The following is a 19,906-nucleotide window of genomic DNA, read 5'->3' on the forward strand; positions in this document are numbered from 1 at the left end:
ATATGTCTATGGAAACGCAGGACATCATCAAACGGTCCGCAACAAACTCCATCACGCCGCCACCTCAGGCCCGTGATTACAAAGCCGAGGTCGCGAAGCTGATCGACGTTTCCACCTGTATAGGCTGCAAGGCCTGTCAGGTGGCATGCTCAGAGTGGAACGATATCCGCGATGAAGTTGGCCACTGCGTCGGGGTGTATGACAACCCCGCCGATCTCAGCGCCAAGTCCTGGACGGTGATGCGGTTTACCGAAACCGAACAGAACGGCAAGCTGGAATGGCTGATTCGTAAAGACGGCTGTATGCACTGTGAAGATCCGGGCTGCCTGAAGGCATGCCCGTCTGCCGGGGCAATCATCCAGTACGCCAACGGGATTGTCGATTTCCAGTCAGAACACTGTATTGGCTGCGGCTACTGTATTGCCGGGTGTCCATTTAATATTCCGCGCCTCAATAAAGAGGATAACCGCGTGTATAAATGTACGCTGTGTGTCGACCGGGTCAGCGTCGGGCAGGAACCTGCCTGCGTGAAGACCTGTCCGACCGGGGCAATACATTTCGGCACCAAGCAGGAAATGCTGGAAATGGGCGAACAGCGTGTGGCAAAACTGAAAGCACGCGGTTTCGAACACGCCGGTCTCTACAACCCGGAAGGTGTGGGTGGTACGCACGTTATGTACGTTCTGCATCATGCCAACCAGCCGGAGCTGTATCACGGCCTGCCGAAAGATCCGCAGATCGATACCTCTATCAATCTGTGGAAAGGGGCGCTGAAACCGCTGGCCGCTGCCGGATTTATCGCCACCTTCGCCGGGCTGATTTACCACTACATTGGTATCGGTCCGAATAAGGAAGTGGACGACGACGAGGAGGAACATCATGAGTAAGTCTAAAATGATTGTGCGCACGAAGTTTATCGACCGCGCCTGTCACTGGACGGTGGTGATCTGCTTCTTCCTGGTGGCGCTGTCGGGGATTTCGTTCTTCTTCCCGACTCTGCAATGGCTGACGCAAACCTTCGGTACGCCGCAGATGGGACGCATTTTGCACCCGTTCTTCGGCATACTGATCTTCGTCGCGCTAATGTTCATGTTTGTGCGCTTTGTGCACCACAACATCCCGGATAAAAAAGATATTCCGTGGCTGAAAAACATCGTGGAAGTGCTGAAAGGCAATGAACACAAAGTGGCGGATGTGGGCAAGTACAACGCCGGGCAGAAAATGATGTTCTGGTCGATCATGAGCATGATTTTCGTGCTGCTGATTACCGGTATTATTATCTGGCGTCCATACTTTGCACAGTTCTTCCCAATGCAGGTCGTGCGCTATAGCCTGCTGATCCATGCGGCGGCGGGGATTATCCTGATGCACGCCATCCTCATCCATATGTATATGGCATTCTGGGTGAAAGGTTCGATTAAAGGCATGGTTGAAGGGAAGGTGAGCCGTCGCTGGGCGAAGAAACATCACCCACGTTGGTATCGCGAAGTTGAAAGACAAGAAGCGAAAAAAGAGAGCGAGGAAGGGGTTAACTAATCCCTGATGTTCCCTCTACGCAATGGCGCTACATCGGTAGCGCCATTTTTTTGCCAAAAAAACGTCATGTTTCTGTCATCTGCTGAACGTAAGGTGTTGTCTTTCCAATAATAGAAGAGTTAAAAGACAATGCATCTGGTGAAAAAACTACTCGCAGTCAGCGTATTTCTTTGTGCTTCAGTTCAGGCGCAGAACATCCTCGAATTTCCTCAGCCGGAGAACAACCCGGAAGAGTTTTATGCCGTAACCGAAATCCCGGCAGGTGGAATGATTAAATATGAAACCGACGCCAAAACCGGGTTTATCGTTGCCGATCGCTTCCAGTCAATGCCGGTTGCCTATCCCGCCAACTACGGTTCACTAACCCAGTCTTTAGCCGGTGACGGCGACCCGCTGGATGTTATCTTTTATACTCGTGCGCCGCTGGCTCCGGGGACGTTGATTAAGCTGCGCGCAATAGGCGTCCTGAAGATGATCGACGGCGGTGAAAAGGACGACAAAATTGTCGCCGTGCCGGCCAGTAAAATTGACCCCACTTATGACAACATCAAAGAATTGAGCGATCTGCCCAAGATTGAAGTTCAACGTCTGGAATCTTTCTTCCGCGTGTACAAAGATTTGCCGGAAGGGCGCAAGAAGGTCGAATTAAACGGTTTCAACGACGCCGCTACGGCAAAGCAAGAGATCAAACAGGCCTGGGATGCCTGGAAAGAGAAAAAACCGCAGCAATAAATGGTATGCCGGATGGCAGGCCTACACGCGCATTTTGCTGGTGTAGGCCGGATAAGCTTGCGCCATCCGGCAATAAAGATTACTTCAGTTGTGAGTTCAGACGCTCAATCTCTTTACGCCATTGCGCCTGTAACAGCGGTTTTTGATGTTTCGGCTTGCGGGCGAGATCGTCGGCCAGACGCTGTTCCAGATCGAGGATTTGTTCCAGCAATCCATCGCTGTCACAGCTTATTTCAACTTTCGCTTCGACCACTGTTTTGGGAACGGTTATCTCCGCGGACGTTTCCCTAATACGCGCATTGACCGCCTCCAGATCGTGCCATTCACTGAGTTCGCCATTGTCGATTAACCAGAACCGGTTACAGCTTTGGCTGATAAGCTGCCGGTCGTGACTGACCAGCAACACGCCGCCGTTATAGCTTTGTAGCGTTTCTGCCAGCGCCTCTTTACCTTCCATATCCAGATGGTTGGTCGGTTCATCGAGCATCAGCAGACTGTAGCGCGCAAGCGTCAGCCCCACAAACAGCAGCCGGGAGCGCTCACCGCCGCTTAATGTAATGACCCTCTGCGTATGACGAATCCACGGAAAACCCGCGCTAATCAGCGCCATCTTGCGAATCTCTGGCTGCGGGGCAAACGCTTCCAGCGCGTCAAACAATGAATCGTTATCGGCAAGCTGATGCAGCGTCTGATCGTAATAGCCCAGCGTAACGCGCGGGTGCAACACCAGTGAAGTCGATGCCAGCGGTGACTGAAACTGTTGCCAGATAAGCCTTAACAGCGATGATTTACCGCAACCATTACGCCCGACAATTGCCACGCGATCGCCGCTTTTTAACCGGATACCGGCAATGGAAAACAGTGTATCTGCGTCGGGAGCAGGGGCTACAGACAGATTGGTCATCTCCAGCAAACGATCTGCACGCAGGGAATCACCCTGCAATGTTAGTGTCCACTGACTTCCTGCCGTCACTTCTGTCTGCACCTCTTTCAGGCGCTGCACCTGTTTTTCCATCTGCTTGGCCTTGCGGGAGAGATCTTCGTTGTCGTAGACCCGCCCCCAGGTTGCCAGCCGTTTGCCGCTGGCGGTAACCCGGTCTATCTCTTTTTGCTCAGCCTTGTGGCGCAGAGCATCGCTGACGTCTCTTTCTGCCAGCGCCTGACGTGCCGCGCTACAGGGCAGATCAAAGGCATGGAGAGTGCGATCGAGCAGGATCCACGTTCCGTGAGTCACCGCGTCCAGCAACTGCGGGTCGTGGGAAACCACCACAAAACTGCCAGACCAGTTCTGTAAGAACTGCTCCAGCCACAGTAATGTTGGCAAATCCAGATGGTTACCCGGTTCATCCAGCAGCAGCAGGTCAGGATTACGCATCAGCGCCCGCGCTAATAGCAAGCGTGTGTGCTGGCCACCGCTCAACGTTTGCGCTGTCAGAGATAAGTTCTCTGGCGTGAAACCCATTTCGGCAAGCAGCGCTTCAACCCGCCATTGTTGAGCCGCACGCTCATGCTCAGGAAGTTGAGCGAGAACGGCTTCCTGCAGCGTAAGAGGCAGTATATCGTCAGGTAGATGTTGTTCTACACGCGCGAGATGGCAGTGATTCGCTTGCGCGATTGCTCCACTGGTGGGCGACATCGTGCCATCGAGCAGTTTTAACAGCGTGCTTTTGCCGCAGCCGTTGTAACCGATAAGCCCGATGTGGTCGCCTTTTTTCAGGGTAAAGGAAAGATCGTCGAATAGCGTGCCGAATGCCGTATCAACGTGTAAGGATTGTGCGGTTAGTAATGTGCTCATTGTTGCTTACTCAAGAGTTACAGGCGTGAAAACGCCTCGTCAAACATCGCTGACGATAACCCGGTAAGCCCGAGAGAAGGGGATTTAGAAGTTAGCTTCGCTCAAGCAGAAGTTATCGCAGCACGATACCGATAACGCTTGAGCACTGGCGATCGCCAAAAGCATGTGAAACGATAAAACGTTCACAGTACAGCATAAGTATCCTCCTTTTATTTTTCAGAGTGTTGATCGGTAGTGAAAGTGTAATCGCAAGTTATACTTTCGCGCAAACTTTGCACGCCCGGCAGCAGTGTGCCGCCGGGCAAACCGTCAGATAGAAGTACGACGGTAGTCGCGATATTCCGCCTGCCAGAAATTATCGTCAATAGCCTGTTGCAACGCTTCGGCGGAGGTTTTCACCGCCACACCTTGCTGCTGGGCCATTTTACCGACGGCAAAGGCAATGGCACGAGAAACCGTCTGAATATCTTTCAGTTCCGGTAGCACCAGTCCTTCACCGTTGAGCACCAGCGGTGAATACTGTGCCAGCGTTTCACTAGCCGACATCAGCATTTCATCAGTGATGCGCGACGCGCCAGAAGCAATCACGCCAAGGCCAATACCCGGGAAGATGTACGCATTATTACACTGCGCGATCGGGTAAGTTTTCTCTTTCCACAGTACCGGTGCAAACGGGCTACCGGTCGCAACCAGCGCGTTACCTTCGGTCCAGGCGATAATATCCTGCGGCGTGGCTTCTACGCGAGAAGTCGGGTTAGACAGCGGCATGACGATCGGACGCGGACAATGCTTATGCATTTCGCGGATGATCTCTTCGGTAAACAGACCAACCTGTCCGGAAACCCCGATCAGGATGTCAGGTTTAACGTTGCGAACCACATCGAGCAACGACAGGACATCTTCTTGTGTATCCCAGTGCTGCAGATTTTCGCGTTTTTGCACCAGTTTGGTCTGGAAGGAGAGCAGGTTCGGCATTTTGTCGGTTAACAGGCCAAAGCGATCGACCATGAATACGCGTTGACGCGCCGCTTCTTCGCTTAAACCTTCTCGCTGGATTTGCGCAATGATCTGCTCGGCGATCCCGCATCCTGCGGAACCCGCGCCGAGGAAGACGATGTTTTGTTCGCTCAGCTGGCTTCCGGCCGCGCGGCTAGCCGCAATCAGCGTACCGACGGTAACCGCCGCGGTGCCCTGAATATCGTCGTTAAATGAGCAAATTTCATCGCGATAACGGGTCAGCAGTGGCATAGCGTTTTTCTGGGCGAAATCTTCAAACTGCAACAGCACGTCCGGCCAGCGATGCTTCACGGCCTGGATGAATTCATCAACGAATTCGTAGTATTCATCATCAGTGATACGCGGATTGCGCCAGCCCATATACAGCGGATCGTTCAGCAATTGCTGGTTGTTGGTCCCCACGTCCAGTACCACCGGAAGTGTATAGGCCGGGCTAATTCCGCCACATGCGGTATACAGCGACAGTTTACCGATTGGAATGCCCATCCCGCCGATCCCCTGATCGCCAAGACCTAAAATACGTTCGCCATCGGTGACAACGATGACCTTGATATTGTGGTTAGGGACGTTTTGCAGGATATCGTCCATATTGTGGCGGTTCTGATAAGAGATAAACACGCCGCGCGCACGACGATAAATCTCAGAGAAACGCTCACAGGCTGCGCCGACCGTTGGGGTATAGATAACTGGCATCATCTCATCCAGGTGATTATGCACCAATCGGTAAAACAGGGTTTCGTTGGTGTCCTGGATGTTGCGCAGGTAAATATGCTTGTCGATTTCGGTTTTGAAGCCCTGATATTGGATCCAGGCGCGTTCAGCCTGTTCTTCAATCGTTTCGACGACTTCTGGCAGTAACCCCAGCAGGTTGAAGTTACGGCGTTCTTCCACACTGAAGGCGCTCCCTTTATTCAGTAAAGGGAATTCCAGCAGTACCGGGCCAGCGTAAGGGATGTAAAGGGAACGCAGTTTTTTAGTTTCGTTTTCCATGTCACTCACTCTTTTTTGAATAACCGTCCCTGGCGCTCTTTATGATCGTATGTGGCCTGTCCGCCAGGGAAACGGGCGAAGTATAAAGCATTGTGAATGGGTTAAGGGGTTTTATAAGCAAAAACACCACTGCGGTTGCAATGGTGTTTATCTCGTTACTCAGTCAGACGTGCGAAAGGCTACTTGCCGTCAGCGCGGCGCTTTCTTCCAGTAGGATTGTTGACCACGTTGGTTTTGTCACCTTCGGTCACGATTTTACGTTGATTTGAGATTTTGTGGTCCAGTCCGAGAATATGACGGGCCTGACGGTTCGATTTCATTCTAACTCCTTAATCCTGTTACTGGTTTCAAGGGCGAGCCCGTATGAGAACGGACGAAATACAACCTGATATAAAGCCGATGTTCAACATAACGGCTTTCTGGATGGTCGGTCATTTTATCTGAAAGGTCAATGCTTAAGCGGCAAATGAGAACTATCCCGTATGTAACATGCTTTTTCCCGGGCGTCCTATACTAGTAACTCCGACGACAACACAGGAGAGCGGTAATGACTATCCATAAGAAAGGTCAGGCACACTGGGAAGGCGACATTAAGCGCGGCAAAGGCACTGTGTCGACCGAAAGTGGCGTGTTGAATCAGCAACCGTATGGGTTTAATACACGATTTGAAGGTGAGAAAGGTACCAATCCTGAAGAGTTGATTGGCGCGGCCCATGCAGCCTGCTTCTCGATGGCGCTTTCACTGATGCTGGGTGAAGCAGGGTTTACCCCAGATGCCATTGATACCACTGCCGATGTTTCTCTGGATAAGGTAGATGCCGGGTTTGCGATCACTAAAGTCGCGTTGCATAGCCAGGTGAGCGTGCCGGGGATAGACGCCGCCACGTTTGACGGCATCATCCAGAAAGCAAAAGCCGGATGCCCGGTATCTCAGGTTCTGAAAGCGGAAATAACGCTGGATTACAAACTGAAGTCTTAATAAAGTCGTGCCGGATGTGACCAGTTCTTATCCGGCACCTGATGATGTTATTGCGCTACCCAACCGCCATCCATATTCCACGCTACGCCACGCACTTGCGCCGCACCGTCTGAACATAAGAATAACGCGAGATTCCCTAACTGCTCTGGAGTAACGAATTCGCGCGACGGCTGCTTTTCAGCCAGCAGGGCGTCACGGGCTGCCTCAGGATCTGCGCCTTCGGCAATACGCTTATCGATCTGCTGCTGGACCAGCGGCGTTAGCACCCAGCCGGGACACAGCGCATTGCAGGTGATTTCTGTCTGCGCGGTTTCCAGCGCGATGGTCTTGGTTAATCCCACCACACCGTGCTTCGCTGCTACGTACGCAGATTTCTCTTTTGAAGCCACCAGGCCGTGAACAGAAGCGATATTAATGATGCGCCCCCAGTTTCGCGCGCGCATACCGGGAAGCGCCAGACGCGTGGTGTGAAAAACGGAGGAGAGGTTAATCGCGATAATCGCGTTCCATTTATCAACCGGGAAGGTTTCTATCGGTGAAACATGCTGGATCCCAGCGTTATTGATAAGAATATCCACACCGCCGAATTCGCTCTCTGCATAGCGCATCATGTCGGCAATTTGCGCTTCATCGCTCAGATCCGCGCCATGATAGCCTGGCGTTTTGCCATACTGCGCAACAGCGTCTTTGGCGGCATCAACATCACCAAACCCGTTGAGGATCAGGGTGGCGCCAGCTTGCGCCAGCACCTGTGCGATACCTAATCCGATACCGCTGGTCGAGCCGGTAACCAGGGCGGTTTTTCCCGTTAAGTTCATGATGATTCTCCTTAAACAATTCCGGTGGTGTAGAAGACGCCGATGACAAACAGTACGGCCAGACTTTTAATGATGGTAATAGCGAAAATTCCGCCATACGCCTGACGATGGCTAAGGCCGGTGATAGCCAATAAGGTAATGACCGCGCCGTTATGCGGTAGGGTGTCCATACCGCCGCTGGCCATAGATGCCACGCGGTGGAAGACTTCAAGTGGGATATTGGCGGCATGTGCGGCAGCGATGAAAGTGTCAGACATGGCGGCAAGCGCAATACTCATCCCGCCAGACGCCGAACCGGTGATCCCGGCAAGCGTGGTAATGCTGATAGCCTCATTGAGCAGCGGGTCAGGAATAGCCGCCAGCGCTTTTGACAGCACAAGGAAGCCCGGCAGGGCGGCGATCACTGCGCCAAAACCGTACTCTGACGCGGTGTTCATCGCCGCAAGGATCGCGCCGCCTACCGCCGTTCTGCTGCCTTCCGCCAGGCGACCTTTAATGTTGCGGTAGCCGAAGAGCACCACCAGCAGGATCCCAGAAATCAGCGCCGCTTCCACTGCCCAGATAGCGGTGATTTTACCGACTTCGGTGGTAATCGGTTTGGCAAGCCCCGGAAGTTCAAGTTGATGCGTGGCGCCGTACCACTGTGGGATCCAGCGGGTAAACAGCAGGTTAAATACCCCAACCAGGATCAGCGGAGAGATCGCGATGATCGGGTTCGGCAGATTAATATTATCCGGCGTTTCCGGCTCGTTTAACAGTTCAGTGCCATAGCCTTCATTCTTTGCCTGCGCTTTACGACGCTGACGTTCGAGATAAACCAGACCGACGAAAATAATAAACAGCGAGCCTATCAGCCCCAGCCACGGCGCGGCCCAGGCGTTAGTCCCAAAGAAGCTGGTCGGAATAATGTTCTGGATCTGCGGCGTGCCTGGCAGAGCGTCCATCGTGAAGGAGAACGCGCCCAGCGCAACGGTGGCCGGGATCAGGCGCTTAGGAATATTACTCTGGCGGAACAACTCCGCCGCAAATGGATACACCGCAAACGCCACGACGAACAGCGAAACCCCGCCGTAGGTTAACAGCGCACACACCAGCACGATCACCGGGATGGCGTGACGACGACCGAGGATGTTGATAGCGGCGGCAACAATGGAACGTGAAAATCCAGATAACTCGATTAACTTGCCAAACACTGCACCCAGCAAGAACACCGGGAAGTAAAGCTTCACAAAACCGACCATTTTTTCCATAAACAGGCCGGTGAAAGCAGGGCCGACGGCGCTGGGTTCAGTGAGTAATACAGCACCTAATGCCGCGATGGGGGCAAACAGGATGACGCTGTATCCGCGATAGGCTGCAAGCATCAGCAGGCCCAGCGCTGCCAGGGCGATTAATACACTCATCATGACTCCTTATTATTATATTGGGGTACAGAAAGAGACGTTATGGTTTCAGGGCAAAACGTAGTTGATGCTCTCTGCGTTGCTGGATGTACTCCTTGCGCGAATCATCCCAGCGATAAAATCCCTGACCGCTGCGTAAACCGGTATCACCGTTGGCTACCTTGTCAGCGACCAACGACATCATCTCGCTGCCGGTTGCCAGTTCCGGGAGCAGATGCCGACAAATATCCTGTACCGTAGACAGCCCGGTCATATCTGCCGCTTCCAGCGGACCAACCATCGCATAGCGACGTCCGAGCGAGGCGCGCATGACCTGATCCACCACCTCTGCGCTGGCGATGCCGCTTTTAACGATATGAAGCGCTTCACGCAGCAGCGCAAACTGCAGTCGATTGCCGACAAACCCTGGTGCGGCGCGATCGAGCACGACGGCTTCCAGTTGCATCGAGAGCAGCAACTGTTGCAGCTCACGCAGGTATTCCGCTTTGGTGGCGGTGCCGGGGACAATTTCGACCAGCGGAATAAAATGTGGCGGGTGCCAGAAATGGGCGATGAGCAGCCGCTCAGGATGGACGAGCTTTTCTGCCAGCGCATCCGGCGGCAGGCCGCTGGTATTACTGGCAATGACGGCCTCAGGCGCGATCAGATCTTCCAGTTGCGCATACAACGCGTGCTTGAGCTCGAGCCGCTCCGGGATCGCTTCAATCAGTAACCCGCACGCAGCAATCTCCGGTAGCGAAGTCGTACCGTGCAGACGACTCACAACCTGTTCTTTTTCGTCTGCGGCAAACTGTTCGGCGGTAATCAGCTCATCCAGAATACCGCTGGCAACGGCGCTAATTTCTGCAATTCGGCTGCTATCGGTGTCATACAGCCAGACATCGTGACCATAACGGGCGAAGTGGGTGGCAATACCGACCCCCATTAACCCCGCCCCCAGAACGCAGACAGGCTTACTTTGCATGAGAGACCTCCTGCAAACGCTCTACCGCCAGCGCTACGCCCTGACCGCCGCCTACGCACAGCGTAGCCAGCCCTTTGGTCGCGTTACTGCGGGCCATTTCGTGCAACAGTGTCACCAGGATTCGGCAACCAGATGCACCGATGGGATGGCCCAGCGCAATCGCGCCGCCATTTACGTTCACCCGGTCGTTGTCCCAGTTCAGGGATTCGCCAACCGCCAGCGCTTGTGCGGCAAAGGCTTCGTTGGCCTCAATGAGATCGACATCATTCAACGTCCAGCCCGCTCGCTTCAGGCACTGGAGTGACGCTTCTACGGGCCCAAGGCCCATAATGGCGGGATCGACACCAGAAACCGCGTAGCCTGCTACCCGGGCAAGCACTGGCAAATTGAGTTCTGCGGCTTTGCCGGCGCTCATCAACATCACCGCGGCGGCACCATCATTGATGGGTGATGCATTTCCGGCGGTCACCGTGCCGTTTCCTGGCAGAAATGCTGGTTTAAGTTGCGCCAGCTTGTCGGCCTGAGTATCCGGGCGAGGCTGTTCGTCACGGTCCACCACACGTGGCGGCTTTTTGCCTTGTGGGACGCTAACCGGCGTGATTTCCGCGCTAAAACGACCCGCTTCAATGGCAGCGGCGGCTTTTTGCTGGGAGCGCAGGGCAAAAGCGTCCTGCTGCTCACGACTGATTACGAACTTATCCGCCAGATTTTCGGCAGTAATACCCATGTGATAGTCGTTGAACGCATCCCACAGGCCGTCATGCACCACGCTGTCTTTCATACTGGCATGACCTAACCGCAGACCAGCCCGCGCGCCGTCGAGAAAATAGGGCGCATTGCTCATGCTCTCCTGGCCTCCGGCAATCACGATTTGCGCATCGCCACAGCGAATTGCCTGTACCGCCTGATGCACCGCCTTCAGGCCAGAACCGCACACAAGATTAATAGTTAACGCCGGTGTGGTTGACGGCAGTCCTGCGCGTAACGCCGTTTGTCTGGCCGGATTCTGGCCGCAGCCTGCCGTCAGAACCTGACCTAAAATCACTTCATCAATTTGTTCAGGCGCCACAGCCGTTTTTTCCAGCAGCGAACGGACAACCGCTGTACCTAACTCCACGGCGGAAAGTGGTGCCAGCGCACCATGAAAACTGCCAATCGGGGTGCGCGTTGCCGCGACAATTACAACATCCTGCATGGTCAGCTCCTCAGTTAAATTGCATTTCGGGGACAGTTTCGGGCACGATCAGCTTGCCGGCGGTTCTGGCGACGATTTCATCCACACTGATACCCGGGGCGCGTTCACGCAGAATGAACGCCCCGTCGGCAATTTCCAGCAGAGCCAGGTCGGTAAGCACGCGTTTGATGCAGGCCACGCCGGTCAACGGCAGGGTGCAGGCGGGAAGCAGTTTGGACTCACCGCTTTTGGAAGCATGGGTCATTACCACGATGATGTTGTCGGCTCCGGCAACCAGGTCCATCGCGCCGCCCATGCCTTTCACCATTTTTCCGGGGATCATCCATGAGGCGATATTGCCGTTAACATCGACTTCAAACGCACCGAGCACCGTCAGATCAACGTGGCCGCCGCGGATCATAGCGAAGGATTGCGCAGAGTCGAAAATCGCCGCGCCTTTGCGCGCTGTCACGGTCTGTTTCCCGGCGTTAATCATGTCGGCATCAATTTCGTCTTCTGTGGGAAACGGCCCCATACCCAGCAAACCGTTCTCTGATTGCAGCATCACGTCCATGCCATCAGGGATATAATTTGCCACCAGAGTGGGAATGCCGATCCCAAGGTTGACGTAATAACCGTCGCGCAGCTCTCGGGCGACGCGCATCGCCATTTGTTCACGCGTTAACATGGTCAGGCTCCTTTCTGGCGCAGGGTGCGTTGTTCAATACGTTTTTCAAACTGCCCCTGAATAATGCGGTTAACGAAAATTCCGGGAGTGTGAATCGCTGCAGGGTCCAGTTCTCCGGGAGGGACAATCTCTTCGACTTCCACGACGGTAATGCGCCCGGCGGCAGCCATCAGCGGATTAAAGTTCTGTGCGGTGTGGCGATAGATGACGTTGCCGTACCAGTCGGCTTTCCAGCCTTTAACCAATGCAAAATCACCGGTTATCGCCTGTTCAAGGATGTAAGGGCGTCCGGCAAACTCGCGAACCTCTTTCCCTTCCGCTACGGGGGTTCCATATCCGGTCGCGGTAAAAAATGCCGGGATCCCCGCGCCGCCCGCGCGCAACTGCTCTGCCAGCGTACCCTGTGGCGTCAGGATGGCTTCCAGTTCGCCGCTAAGCACCTGCTTCTCAAACAGGGCGTTTTCCCCTACATAGGACGCGACCACTTTGCGCACCTGGCGCGTTTCCAGCAGTACGCCAAGGCCAAAGCCATCCACGCCACAGTTGTTTGATACAACGGTAAGTCCCTGTACTTCTCGACGGCGTACTTCGGTAATCAGGTTTTCAGGGATCCCACATAAACCAAAACCGCCCGCCAGCAGCGTCATGTTGTCGGTCAGTCCTTCCAGCGCCTCTTGATAAGTGGCAACACGTTTATCCAGTCCAGCCATACACTTGCCTCCCCAGTTGTCCTTGCCGACATCATTGGGGGTGAAAAATGATTTGTTAATTTTAAATTTGTGACTCACTCATTGGGTTTTTTTATCAATTTAATGTTAATTAAAGGTATTCAACAAGTTAAAGGGATGCGAAATGGGAATGAGCATCAAACAGTTACGCGCGTTTTTAGCGGTAGCTCACACTCTGAATTTTGCTCATGCCAGTGAAAGACTGAACATGTCGCAACCCGCATTAAGCCTGGCGATTAAAGGACTGGAAGATTCGCTGGGCGGGGCGTTACTGTTGAGAACCACCCGCAAAGTGACTCTGACGCAGGAGGGAGAAACGCTGCTGAATATGGGGAGACAGTTGCTGGCGGACTGGGAGAATACGGAAGAAGCCATGCGCCAACGCTTTACGCTGCAGCGTGGTAAAATCTCGATCGCCGCCATGCCCTCATTTGCCGCTAACGTCCTGCCATCGGTACTGAAAACGTTTCGTGATTCTTATTCCGGTATCAACGTAACGGTTCATGATGTGATCAATGAACACGTGATTGAAATGGTCAGTGAAGGGCGGGTCGAGATGGGTATAGCCTTCGAGCCGGACTATTCGGGACATCTGCATTTCACGCCGCTCGGTGTGGATCGTTTTATCGCGATTGTGCCGCCAACCTGTCGGCTGGCAGACAGGGATCGTATTGCATGGCGCGAACTACTGACGCTGGATTTCATCACCTTGCAACGTCCGTCAGCCGTGCGGCTGATGCTGGAAGAACAACTTGTGCAAAGCGGACATACGCTGGAAGTGGCGCTGGAGAGCCATCAATTAGTAACCGTTGGCCGTCTGGTGGCTAACGGTCTGGGCGGTAGCGCCGTACCTGCACTATGCCGCACGCAAATGACAGAGTTAGGCGCAACCTGTATCGATCTGGATACGCCGGTGATCCAGCGTCGGATCGGGGTTTTGCGTTCAGCACATCATAAATTATCTACTGCTTCCGAGGTGCTGGTGGATTCACTGAAAAAGGCGTATCGCACCTGACTTTTCTCAACGGCTCAAGTCATGTAACCGCCCGCCAGCATCGAACATCACATCCGGCATCACTTTTCAGTAATGCCTGTTTTTTCTCACAACCGTGGGTTGCCAATGGACATCTGTCACGGAAAAAGCATCCCTGGGGCAACGTTCGGTTTCCCGGTAGCTCGGTTTTACGTAACACCAAATCTTCCGTCAGTGGCGCGCCCGTTTTAGGGACAGAGTCCAGCAATAACCGTGTGTACGGATGGGCGGGGTGAGTGAGAACGTGTTGAGCATCGCCCAGCTCAACAATTTGCCCGAGGTACATCACCGCCACACGGTCGCTCATATGGCGGACCACCGACACATTATGCGATATCAATACGTAGGTCAGATTTCTGCGCGCCTGTAGTGACACCAGAAGATTGAGAATTTGCGCCTGCACAGAGATATCCAGTGCTGAAGTGGGCTCATCGAGGACGATAACATCCGGTTCTGACGATAGTGCCCGGGCGATGGCGATACGCTGGCGTTGTCCACCGGAAAACGCATGCGGCAGACGGTCGAGATATTCCGGGCGGATGCCTACCTGTTGGGCCAAATCTTCAGCAAGCATGCGGCGCTCACGTTCCGGACTTCGTTTTTGGATCCATACCGGCTCAGTGATCGTGCGCCACACCGGTAAGCGAGGATCCAGCGATGAAAGAGGGTCCTGAAAGACCATTTGCATACCGTTATGCTGTTTATTATCACGGAGAGAATAGCTTCCCTGGCTGGGTTTCAGCATGCCCATCAGCAGTTGCGCCAGCGTACTTTTTCCACAACCGGATTCGCCAACAATCCCCAGCGTTTCACCCTGGCGAATCTGTAAATCCAGACCGTTGAGCGCATGCACCCGTTCCGTAACCTTGCCAAGCCAGTTTTTACGCGCAGGAAAGTTGACATGAACATCCTGCAGCGCCAGTAAAAAATCAGACATGTGTTGTCTCCAGTTGTGGATACCAGCAGGCAGATTGTTGATCTACGCCTCCCTGACTACTTAACGCAGGCGTTTCTTCACAACGAGGACCAGCGGCAAAGCAGCGCTCACGAAATGCGCATCCGGCAGGTAAGCAGGTTAGGTTCGGCACGGTGCCGGGGATCGCAGGTAACAATGCGCGCGGCTCGCCGTGTTCCGGCGCGCATTTCAGCAAGCCGATGGAATAGGGATGCGTCGGACGTTGAATAACGGTTTGCGTCGGGCCACTCTCAATCACGCTCCCGGCATACATGACGTACAACCGGTCGCATAACTGTGAAACCACCGCCATATCATGACTGATAAATAACACGGCTGTTCCGCTGGCCCGTGCTTTTAACTTCAGCAAACGCAGCACCTGCAGTTGCACCGTGACGTCCAGCGCGGTGGTCGGTTCATCGGCAATAATAAGCTCTGGCTCGCACGAAAAGGCCAGCGCAATCATCACGCGTTGGCGCATCCCGCCGGAAAGCTCAAACGGAAATCGTTTCATGACCTCCGGCGCGTCCGGGATTTGCATCTCTTCGAGTAGAGCGACGGCTTTATGACGGGCATCCGTGCGGCTTAACGCCTGGTGATGGCGGATTACCTCCACCATTTGCTGGCCGATACGCCGGGTCGGATTCAGTGCCGTCATGGGCTCCTGAAAGATCATCGCGACGCGTGCGCCGCGCCATTGGCGCATTTGTTTCTCACTGGCGTTGAGCACATCTTCACCCAGCAGTGAAACGCGTCCCTGGTGAATACGATAGCTTCCCTCCGGAAGCAGGCGCATGGTGAGCATTGCGGTCACGGACTTACCGGAACCGGATTCACCCACCACACCAACGATTTCTCCACGGTTGATGTGCAGTGATACATGGTTCAGCGCATGCACATCAGCTTTATAGCCGGGGAAACTCAGATGTAAATCTTCGATTTCCAGTACGGGTTGTGTCATGACTGTTTTCCTCCGGCTTTCGGATCAAGCAGATCGCGAATACCATCGCCAAAGAGATTAAAGCCCACGGCGGTAATCAGAATGGCGGCGCCGGGAAAAGCACAATACCACCACTGATCAAGCACGTAATTGCGGCCAATTGCGACCATCGCGCCCCACTCAGCGCTGGGTTGCTGCGCGCCCAGACCGATAAACCCGAGCGTGGCAGCCATCAGGATCGCACTGCCGATATCCAGCGATGCCTGCACAATGAGTGGCGGCAGAGAATTGCGTAAAATGTGCCAGCTAATCAGATGCCAGCGTGAAGCGCCGTAGGTCCGGGCAGCCTGTACATAGCTAAACTGGCGCACCACTAACGTCTGACCGCGGGCGAGGCGTACATAGAAAGGGATACGGACGATGGCAATCGCCAGCATGGCGTTAAACAGGCTGGGGCCCAGCGCGGCGGCCAACGCCATCGTCAGCACCAGCGAAGGAATGGACAGCATAATGTCCATCATCCGCATAATTATCGCGTCGGCGCGCCCGCCCATAACACCCGACAAGCAGCCCAGCAGTGATCCCAATCCCCCGGCGATACCCACCACCACCAGACCCGCAACGACCGACTGCTGACTTCCTACCAGAACGCGGCTGAACAGATCGCGACCGACTTCATCGGTACCAAACCAGTGAGCGGCTGACGGGGGCAGCAGGCGTGCACTCAAATTAATGGCATTAGGATCGTGTGGCGTTATCCACGGCGACAGCACCATCAGCAGCAGTATCAATACGATGATGACCCCGCCAACCAGCGTCAGCGGGCTACTTTTCATCATCCAGAACAGTTTGGCCCAGTCCGTGCGGCGGCGTGCTGTCTGAGGGGCGGTCGGCGTTTCTTGTGTGAGCATCATTCAGCACCTCCACGTCCAATTCGAGGATCTACCCACAAATAGAGCAAATCCACCACCAGGTTGACCAGCACATAGGCGAACGAGACCACCACGGCAAATCCCATTACCGCCGGGAAATCGAGCGCCTGAATTGAGGTCACCACCCAAGCGCCCATGCCTGGCCAGGCAAAGACCGTTTCGGTCAATACCGCACCGTAGAGCAGATCGCCCAGCGCCAGGCCGAGGACGGTGATTGATGGGATGAGTGCGTTAGGCAATGCATAGCACAGCACGATGTACCAGCCCGGTAACCCGCTGGCGCGGGCGGTACGAATGTAATCTTCACTCAGTTGCTCCAGCATGGCGGAACGAATCTGGCGGGCAACGATCCCAAGATGTACAAAAGCCAGTGTCAACGACGGTAAAATCAGGTGCTGAAGCGCATTGAAAAAGACTTCGCCGTTGCCTTCCAGCAGTGCATCAATCAGGTAGAACCCGGTGACGTGAGCAGGTGGATCCAGCCAGTCGTCTAAACGTCCACCGCCGGGTAAAATTTGCAGATGACCGTAAAACAGCACGATAACCCCCAGCCCCAGCCAGAATGCTGGCGTGGAGATACCGGTAATTGCCATTAGCCGAACAAGGTGATCAAGCCAGCGGTTACGCCAGACCGCAGATAAAATACCCAGCGGGATACCTATCACCAGCGCCAGCAACAAAGAGCAGAAAGCCAGCTCAAGGGTAGCGGGGAAGAAAATGCGCAGTTCATCCAGTACCGGACGCCCGGTGCGAATGGAGGTGCCTAAATCGCCGTGAAAAATGTCGCTGACATAGCGAAAAAACTGGACATACAGCGGTTGATTCAGCCCCAGCTGTTGGCGAATATTTTCGACAATTTCATCGCTGGCGCGGTCGCCCGCCAGCAGCCGTGCGGGGTCGCCAGGTATCAGATGTGAAATAATAAAGGTGATTACGCAAACACCGATAACCACCAGAATAAGTCCCCAGCATCGCTGGCGCAAAATACTCCAGAACGTCATTAGCTTCCCCTTGCGGAGCCAGAGCGGCTCCGCGTAAACGTGGCTTATTTACTCATGGTGGAGATATTGAAGACCTGTTCCAGCATGGGGTTGAATACAAATCCTTTGACGTCTTTGTTCATCGCCAACTGATAGTTTTTCTGGAATAAATAGACGTAGGCCGCTTCATCAATCACGATGGTTTGCGCCTGCTGGTAGTCATTGGTTCTGGCCACCTGATCGGTCGTGGCCAGCGCGCTACGCAGCAGCTTATCGACCTCACTGTTTTCGTAGAACGAACGGTTACCCGGCAAGCCTTTCTTATCTGACTCAAACCAGTAGTTCATAAACATGTACGGGTCGGCAAAATCCGGACTCCAGTTGCCAATGGCAATGTCGTAATCGCCTTTGCCCACGCGGTCACGCATGGTGGCGTTCGCCAGTTTTTCCAGCTTCACCTTAATGCCCAGTTTGCCAAGGCTTGCCTGGGTAGCGAGCGCGATAGGTTCCCAGTTAGGATCATTATCTGAGTACAGGAAGCTCAGGCTTTCAGGTTTGGTGGCAACTTTGTCCCACGCTGCTTGGGCTTTGGCTTCATCGTAGCTGTACTGCATGGCCTTATCGTCAAAACCCCACATACCTTCGGGGATTGGGCCACGCATTTGCTTTCCATTGCCGCTCAGGATCCCGTTGACCATCCCTTTATAATCGGTGGCCCACGAGATAGCGCGGCGTAAATCCACCTGATTGAGCGGGGCCTTACTGTTGTTGAGATACAGGTAAGTCACGCGCAATGAGGGATAATCCGCCACGTTCACTTTGCCTTCCTGTTTTAAAGCAGCAAGCTGGTCAACAGGAAGCGCATCGGCAATGTCGATATCGCCACGCGACAGTTGCAGGCGACGGGAGGCGCTTTCACCAATGATTTTGACTGAGACGCGCTTAAACGTCGGTTTTGTACCGGCATAATGCGGGTTTGGCACCAGCACCAGTTGTTGTCCCTTTTGCCAACTCTTCAGCATGAAGGGACCAGATCCTGCCGTGTTCTGCGCCAGGAATCCGCGGGCGTCGTCTGCGGCATGCTCTTTTAAGATGGCCGGGTTAATGATTGAGGCACCGTCATTTGCCAGCGTATACAGAAACGGAGCAAACGGCTGGCTGAGGGTAAACTTCACCGTGGTGTTATCAATAGCCTCAACCTTCAGATCTTTCGGGAAAGCCTCCGCAGGTCCCTGACCAATCTTGAGCAAACGTTCGAAGGATTGCTTTACCGCATCAGCCGTCACCGGTGTTCCGTCGGCGAATTTGGCATCGTTTTTCAGGGTAAACGTCCACTCTTTCTGGTCGTCCGAGGCTTTCCAGCCGCTGGCTAAATCGCCTTCAACTTCCGTGGAACCTTTACCACCATCGGTTTTGTACTGAACCAACCGCTGGTAAGAGGGATAGGTGACCGTCCAGTCATTGTTATCTATGGTCACAGCGGGATCGAGCGTCTGCGGATCGGCGGCTTTACCAATCACTAACATATCTTTGGGAACGGCAGCCTGCGCGGCGGGCAGGGCAACCGCTAACGCAACGGCTATCAGAGCGGGGCGGAAAAAAGCGTTTAACGCAGGTGTAGTCTTCATAACCAGGCTCCAGAATTAAAGGGGATGTTGTGTTGTTATAGACGTGACAGTGTAACAATCAATTTGATCGTCAAGCAGCGGGTAACGGGCGGCATCAGGTAATTCAAAATGCCACCATTCGCTGTTAATACCGACAAAACCACCACCAAACATAATGGCATTGAGCAGCAGGCGGTTACGCTGCGCTGCCGGAGGAACAGATGGATGCCAGGCATGGGAACGGTCGTGCATTTCATCAAAACCGGCACCCATATCAAGGAGATGGCCGCGATCGTCCATCAACGTGACGTCAATGGCCGTACCCCGACTGTGATTGGAACCAATCGCGACATCGACAACATATTGCGGGTCGGGACAGGCATTCCACAGTATCGCCTGCGCCTGCTGGGGGCGATACGCGTCGTACACCACCAGCGACAAGCCCGCCAGTTGCGCAATGCTGATGCTTTTTGCCAGCGCGGTTACCGCCTCGGTGTGCAACAGGCAACGCGCTTCCCTGTAGATAGGTGCGCCGGTAATGTTGTCGGCAGTAGCGTATTTAAGATCGATATGCAGCGACGGAAATATCACCGACAGATCGACCAGTTCTGGGAGTTCTGACATAGCACGTTTCC

20 protein-coding genes are annotated in these 19,906 nt (G+C 54.1%); 5 read left to right on the top strand and 15 right to left on the bottom strand.

Annotation, left to right across the window (positions count from 1 at the left end; genetic code table 11):
• Positions 1-2 precede the first annotated feature (2 nt).
• The 3 genes from fdnH (at position 3) to GFB57_RS16110 (ending at position 2,268) form a co-directional block, all read left to right on the top strand.
• A complete protein-coding gene (gene fdnH / locus GFB57_RS16100; RefSeq protein ID WP_003836226.1) occupies positions 3-887 on the top strand; it encodes a formate dehydrogenase N subunit beta in 885 nt (294 codons plus the stop codon).
• A complete protein-coding gene (fdnI, locus tag GFB57_RS16105) occupies positions 880-1,536 on the top strand; it encodes a formate dehydrogenase-N subunit gamma (RefSeq protein ID WP_003020054.1) in 657 nt (218 codons plus the stop codon). The genes fdnH and fdnI overlap by 8 nt, the downstream gene beginning before the upstream one ends.
• A gap of 129 nt (positions 1,537-1,665) precedes the next feature.
• Positions 1,666-2,268, top strand: a complete 603-nt coding sequence (locus tag GFB57_RS16110) for an inorganic diphosphatase (RefSeq protein ID WP_003020048.1) — start codon at positions 1,666-1,668, stop codon at positions 2,266-2,268.
• Positions 2,269-2,347: 79 nt separating this feature from the next.
• On the opposite strand, the gene GFB57_RS16115 is transcribed toward GFB57_RS16110, so the two are convergent.
• The 3 genes from GFB57_RS16115 to sra form a co-directional block, all read right to left on the bottom strand.
• Entirely contained in the window at positions 2,348-4,063 is a 1,716-nt protein-coding gene (locus GFB57_RS16115) for an ABC-F family ATP-binding cassette domain-containing protein (RefSeq protein ID WP_290366833.1), read from the bottom strand.
• A gap of 309 nt (positions 4,064-4,372) precedes the next feature.
• Positions 4,373-6,070 carry a malate dehydrogenase gene (gene maeA, locus GFB57_RS16120; RefSeq protein ID WP_003020042.1) on the bottom strand — a complete coding sequence of 566 codons (1,698 nt, stop codon included), beginning with the start codon at positions 6,068-6,070 and terminating at the stop codon, positions 4,373-4,375.
• 179 nt (positions 6,071-6,249) lie between these two features.
• Complete coding sequence (gene sra, locus GFB57_RS16125; RefSeq protein WP_003020039.1) at positions 6,250-6,390, bottom strand: stationary-phase-induced ribosome-associated protein; 141 nt, start codon at positions 6,388-6,390, stop codon at positions 6,250-6,252.
• Between the two features lie 227 nt (positions 6,391-6,617).
• Here sra and osmC point away from each other — a divergent pair, with 227 nt between their 5' ends.
• Entirely contained in the window at positions 6,618-7,049 is a 432-nt protein-coding gene (gene osmC / locus GFB57_RS16130) for a peroxiredoxin OsmC (protein ID WP_003020036.1), read from the top strand.
• 47 nt (positions 7,050-7,096) lie between these two features.
• Here osmC and GFB57_RS16135 read toward each other — a convergent pair whose 3' ends face one another.
• The 6 genes from GFB57_RS16135 to GFB57_RS16160 are packed head-to-tail and all read right to left on the bottom strand — an operon-like array spanning position 7,097 to position 12,806.
• Complete coding sequence (locus GFB57_RS16135; protein WP_003020034.1) at positions 7,097-7,867, bottom strand: 3-hydroxybutyrate dehydrogenase; 771 nt, start codon at positions 7,865-7,867, stop codon at positions 7,097-7,099.
• Positions 7,868-7,878: 11 nt separating this feature from the next.
• Positions 7,879-9,273 (bottom strand): GntP family permease, encoded by a 1,395-nt coding sequence (locus GFB57_RS16140; RefSeq protein WP_196491835.1) that lies wholly within the window; start codon positions 9,271-9,273, stop codon positions 7,879-7,881.
• A gap of 37 nt (positions 9,274-9,310) precedes the next feature.
• Positions 9,311-10,234: a 3-hydroxyacyl-CoA dehydrogenase family protein gene (locus GFB57_RS16145; protein WP_003020028.1), complete on the bottom strand. Its 924-nt coding sequence runs from the start codon at positions 10,232-10,234 to the stop codon at positions 9,311-9,313.
• A complete protein-coding gene (locus GFB57_RS16150; RefSeq protein ID WP_003020025.1) occupies positions 10,224-11,429 on the bottom strand; it encodes an acetyl-CoA C-acetyltransferase in 1,206 nt (401 codons plus the stop codon). Before GFB57_RS16150 ends, GFB57_RS16145 begins: the two co-directional genes overlap by 11 nt.
• Positions 11,430-11,439: 10 nt before the next feature.
• Positions 11,440-12,096: a CoA transferase subunit B gene (locus GFB57_RS16155; protein ID WP_003020022.1), complete on the bottom strand. Its 657-nt coding sequence runs from the start codon at positions 12,094-12,096 to the stop codon at positions 11,440-11,442.
• A gap of 2 nt (positions 12,097-12,098) precedes the next feature.
• Positions 12,099-12,806 carry a CoA transferase subunit A gene (locus GFB57_RS16160; RefSeq protein WP_003020020.1) on the bottom strand — a complete coding sequence of 236 codons (708 nt, stop codon included), beginning with the start codon at positions 12,804-12,806 and terminating at the stop codon, positions 12,099-12,101.
• Between the two features lie 142 nt (positions 12,807-12,948).
• Here GFB57_RS16160 and GFB57_RS16165 point away from each other — a divergent pair, with 142 nt between their 5' ends.
• Positions 12,949-13,839, top strand: coding sequence for a LysR family transcriptional regulator (locus tag GFB57_RS16165; protein ID WP_003020016.1), 891 nt, complete (start codon positions 12,949-12,951; stop codon positions 13,837-13,839).
• A gap of 19 nt (positions 13,840-13,858) precedes the next feature.
• On the opposite strand, the gene GFB57_RS16170 is transcribed toward GFB57_RS16165, so the two are convergent.
• Genes GFB57_RS16170 through ddpX form a run of 6 tightly spaced genes read right to left on the bottom strand, consistent with a single transcriptional unit; the run spans position 13,859 to position 19,895 of the window.
• Positions 13,859-14,794 (bottom strand): ABC transporter ATP-binding protein, encoded by a 936-nt coding sequence (locus GFB57_RS16170; RefSeq protein ID WP_008322292.1) that lies wholly within the window; start codon positions 14,792-14,794, stop codon positions 13,859-13,861.
• On the bottom strand, positions 14,787-15,773 hold the full coding sequence (locus GFB57_RS16175; RefSeq protein WP_003020012.1) for an ABC transporter ATP-binding protein: 987 nt from the start codon (positions 15,771-15,773) through the stop codon (positions 14,787-14,789). Before GFB57_RS16175 ends, GFB57_RS16170 begins: the two co-directional genes overlap by 8 nt.
• Positions 15,770-16,666: a D,D-dipeptide ABC transporter permease gene (ddpC, locus tag GFB57_RS16180; RefSeq protein WP_003020010.1), complete on the bottom strand. Its 897-nt coding sequence runs from the start codon at positions 16,664-16,666 to the stop codon at positions 15,770-15,772. The genes GFB57_RS16175 and ddpC overlap by 4 nt, the downstream gene beginning before the upstream one ends.
• Positions 16,663-17,685 carry an ABC transporter permease gene (locus GFB57_RS16185; protein ID WP_003020008.1) on the bottom strand — a complete coding sequence of 341 codons (1,023 nt, stop codon included), beginning with the start codon at positions 17,683-17,685 and terminating at the stop codon, positions 16,663-16,665. Before GFB57_RS16185 ends, ddpC begins: the two co-directional genes overlap by 4 nt.
• A 44-nt stretch (positions 17,686-17,729) precedes the next feature.
• Positions 17,730-19,292 (bottom strand): ABC transporter substrate-binding protein, encoded by a 1,563-nt coding sequence (locus tag GFB57_RS16190; RefSeq protein WP_003020006.1) that lies wholly within the window; start codon positions 19,290-19,292, stop codon positions 17,730-17,732.
• Positions 19,293-19,307: 15 nt separating this feature from the next.
• On the bottom strand, positions 19,308-19,895 hold the full coding sequence (gene ddpX, locus GFB57_RS16195; RefSeq protein WP_003020004.1) for a D-alanyl-D-alanine dipeptidase: 588 nt from the start codon (positions 19,893-19,895) through the stop codon (positions 19,308-19,310).
• Positions 19,896-19,906 lie beyond the last annotated feature (11 nt).

It is taken from the genome of Citrobacter sp. S39, from assembly GCF_009495675.1.
In the GTDB taxonomy this organism is placed as follows: Bacteria; Pseudomonadota; Gammaproteobacteria; order Enterobacterales; family Enterobacteriaceae; genus Citrobacter; species Citrobacter freundii.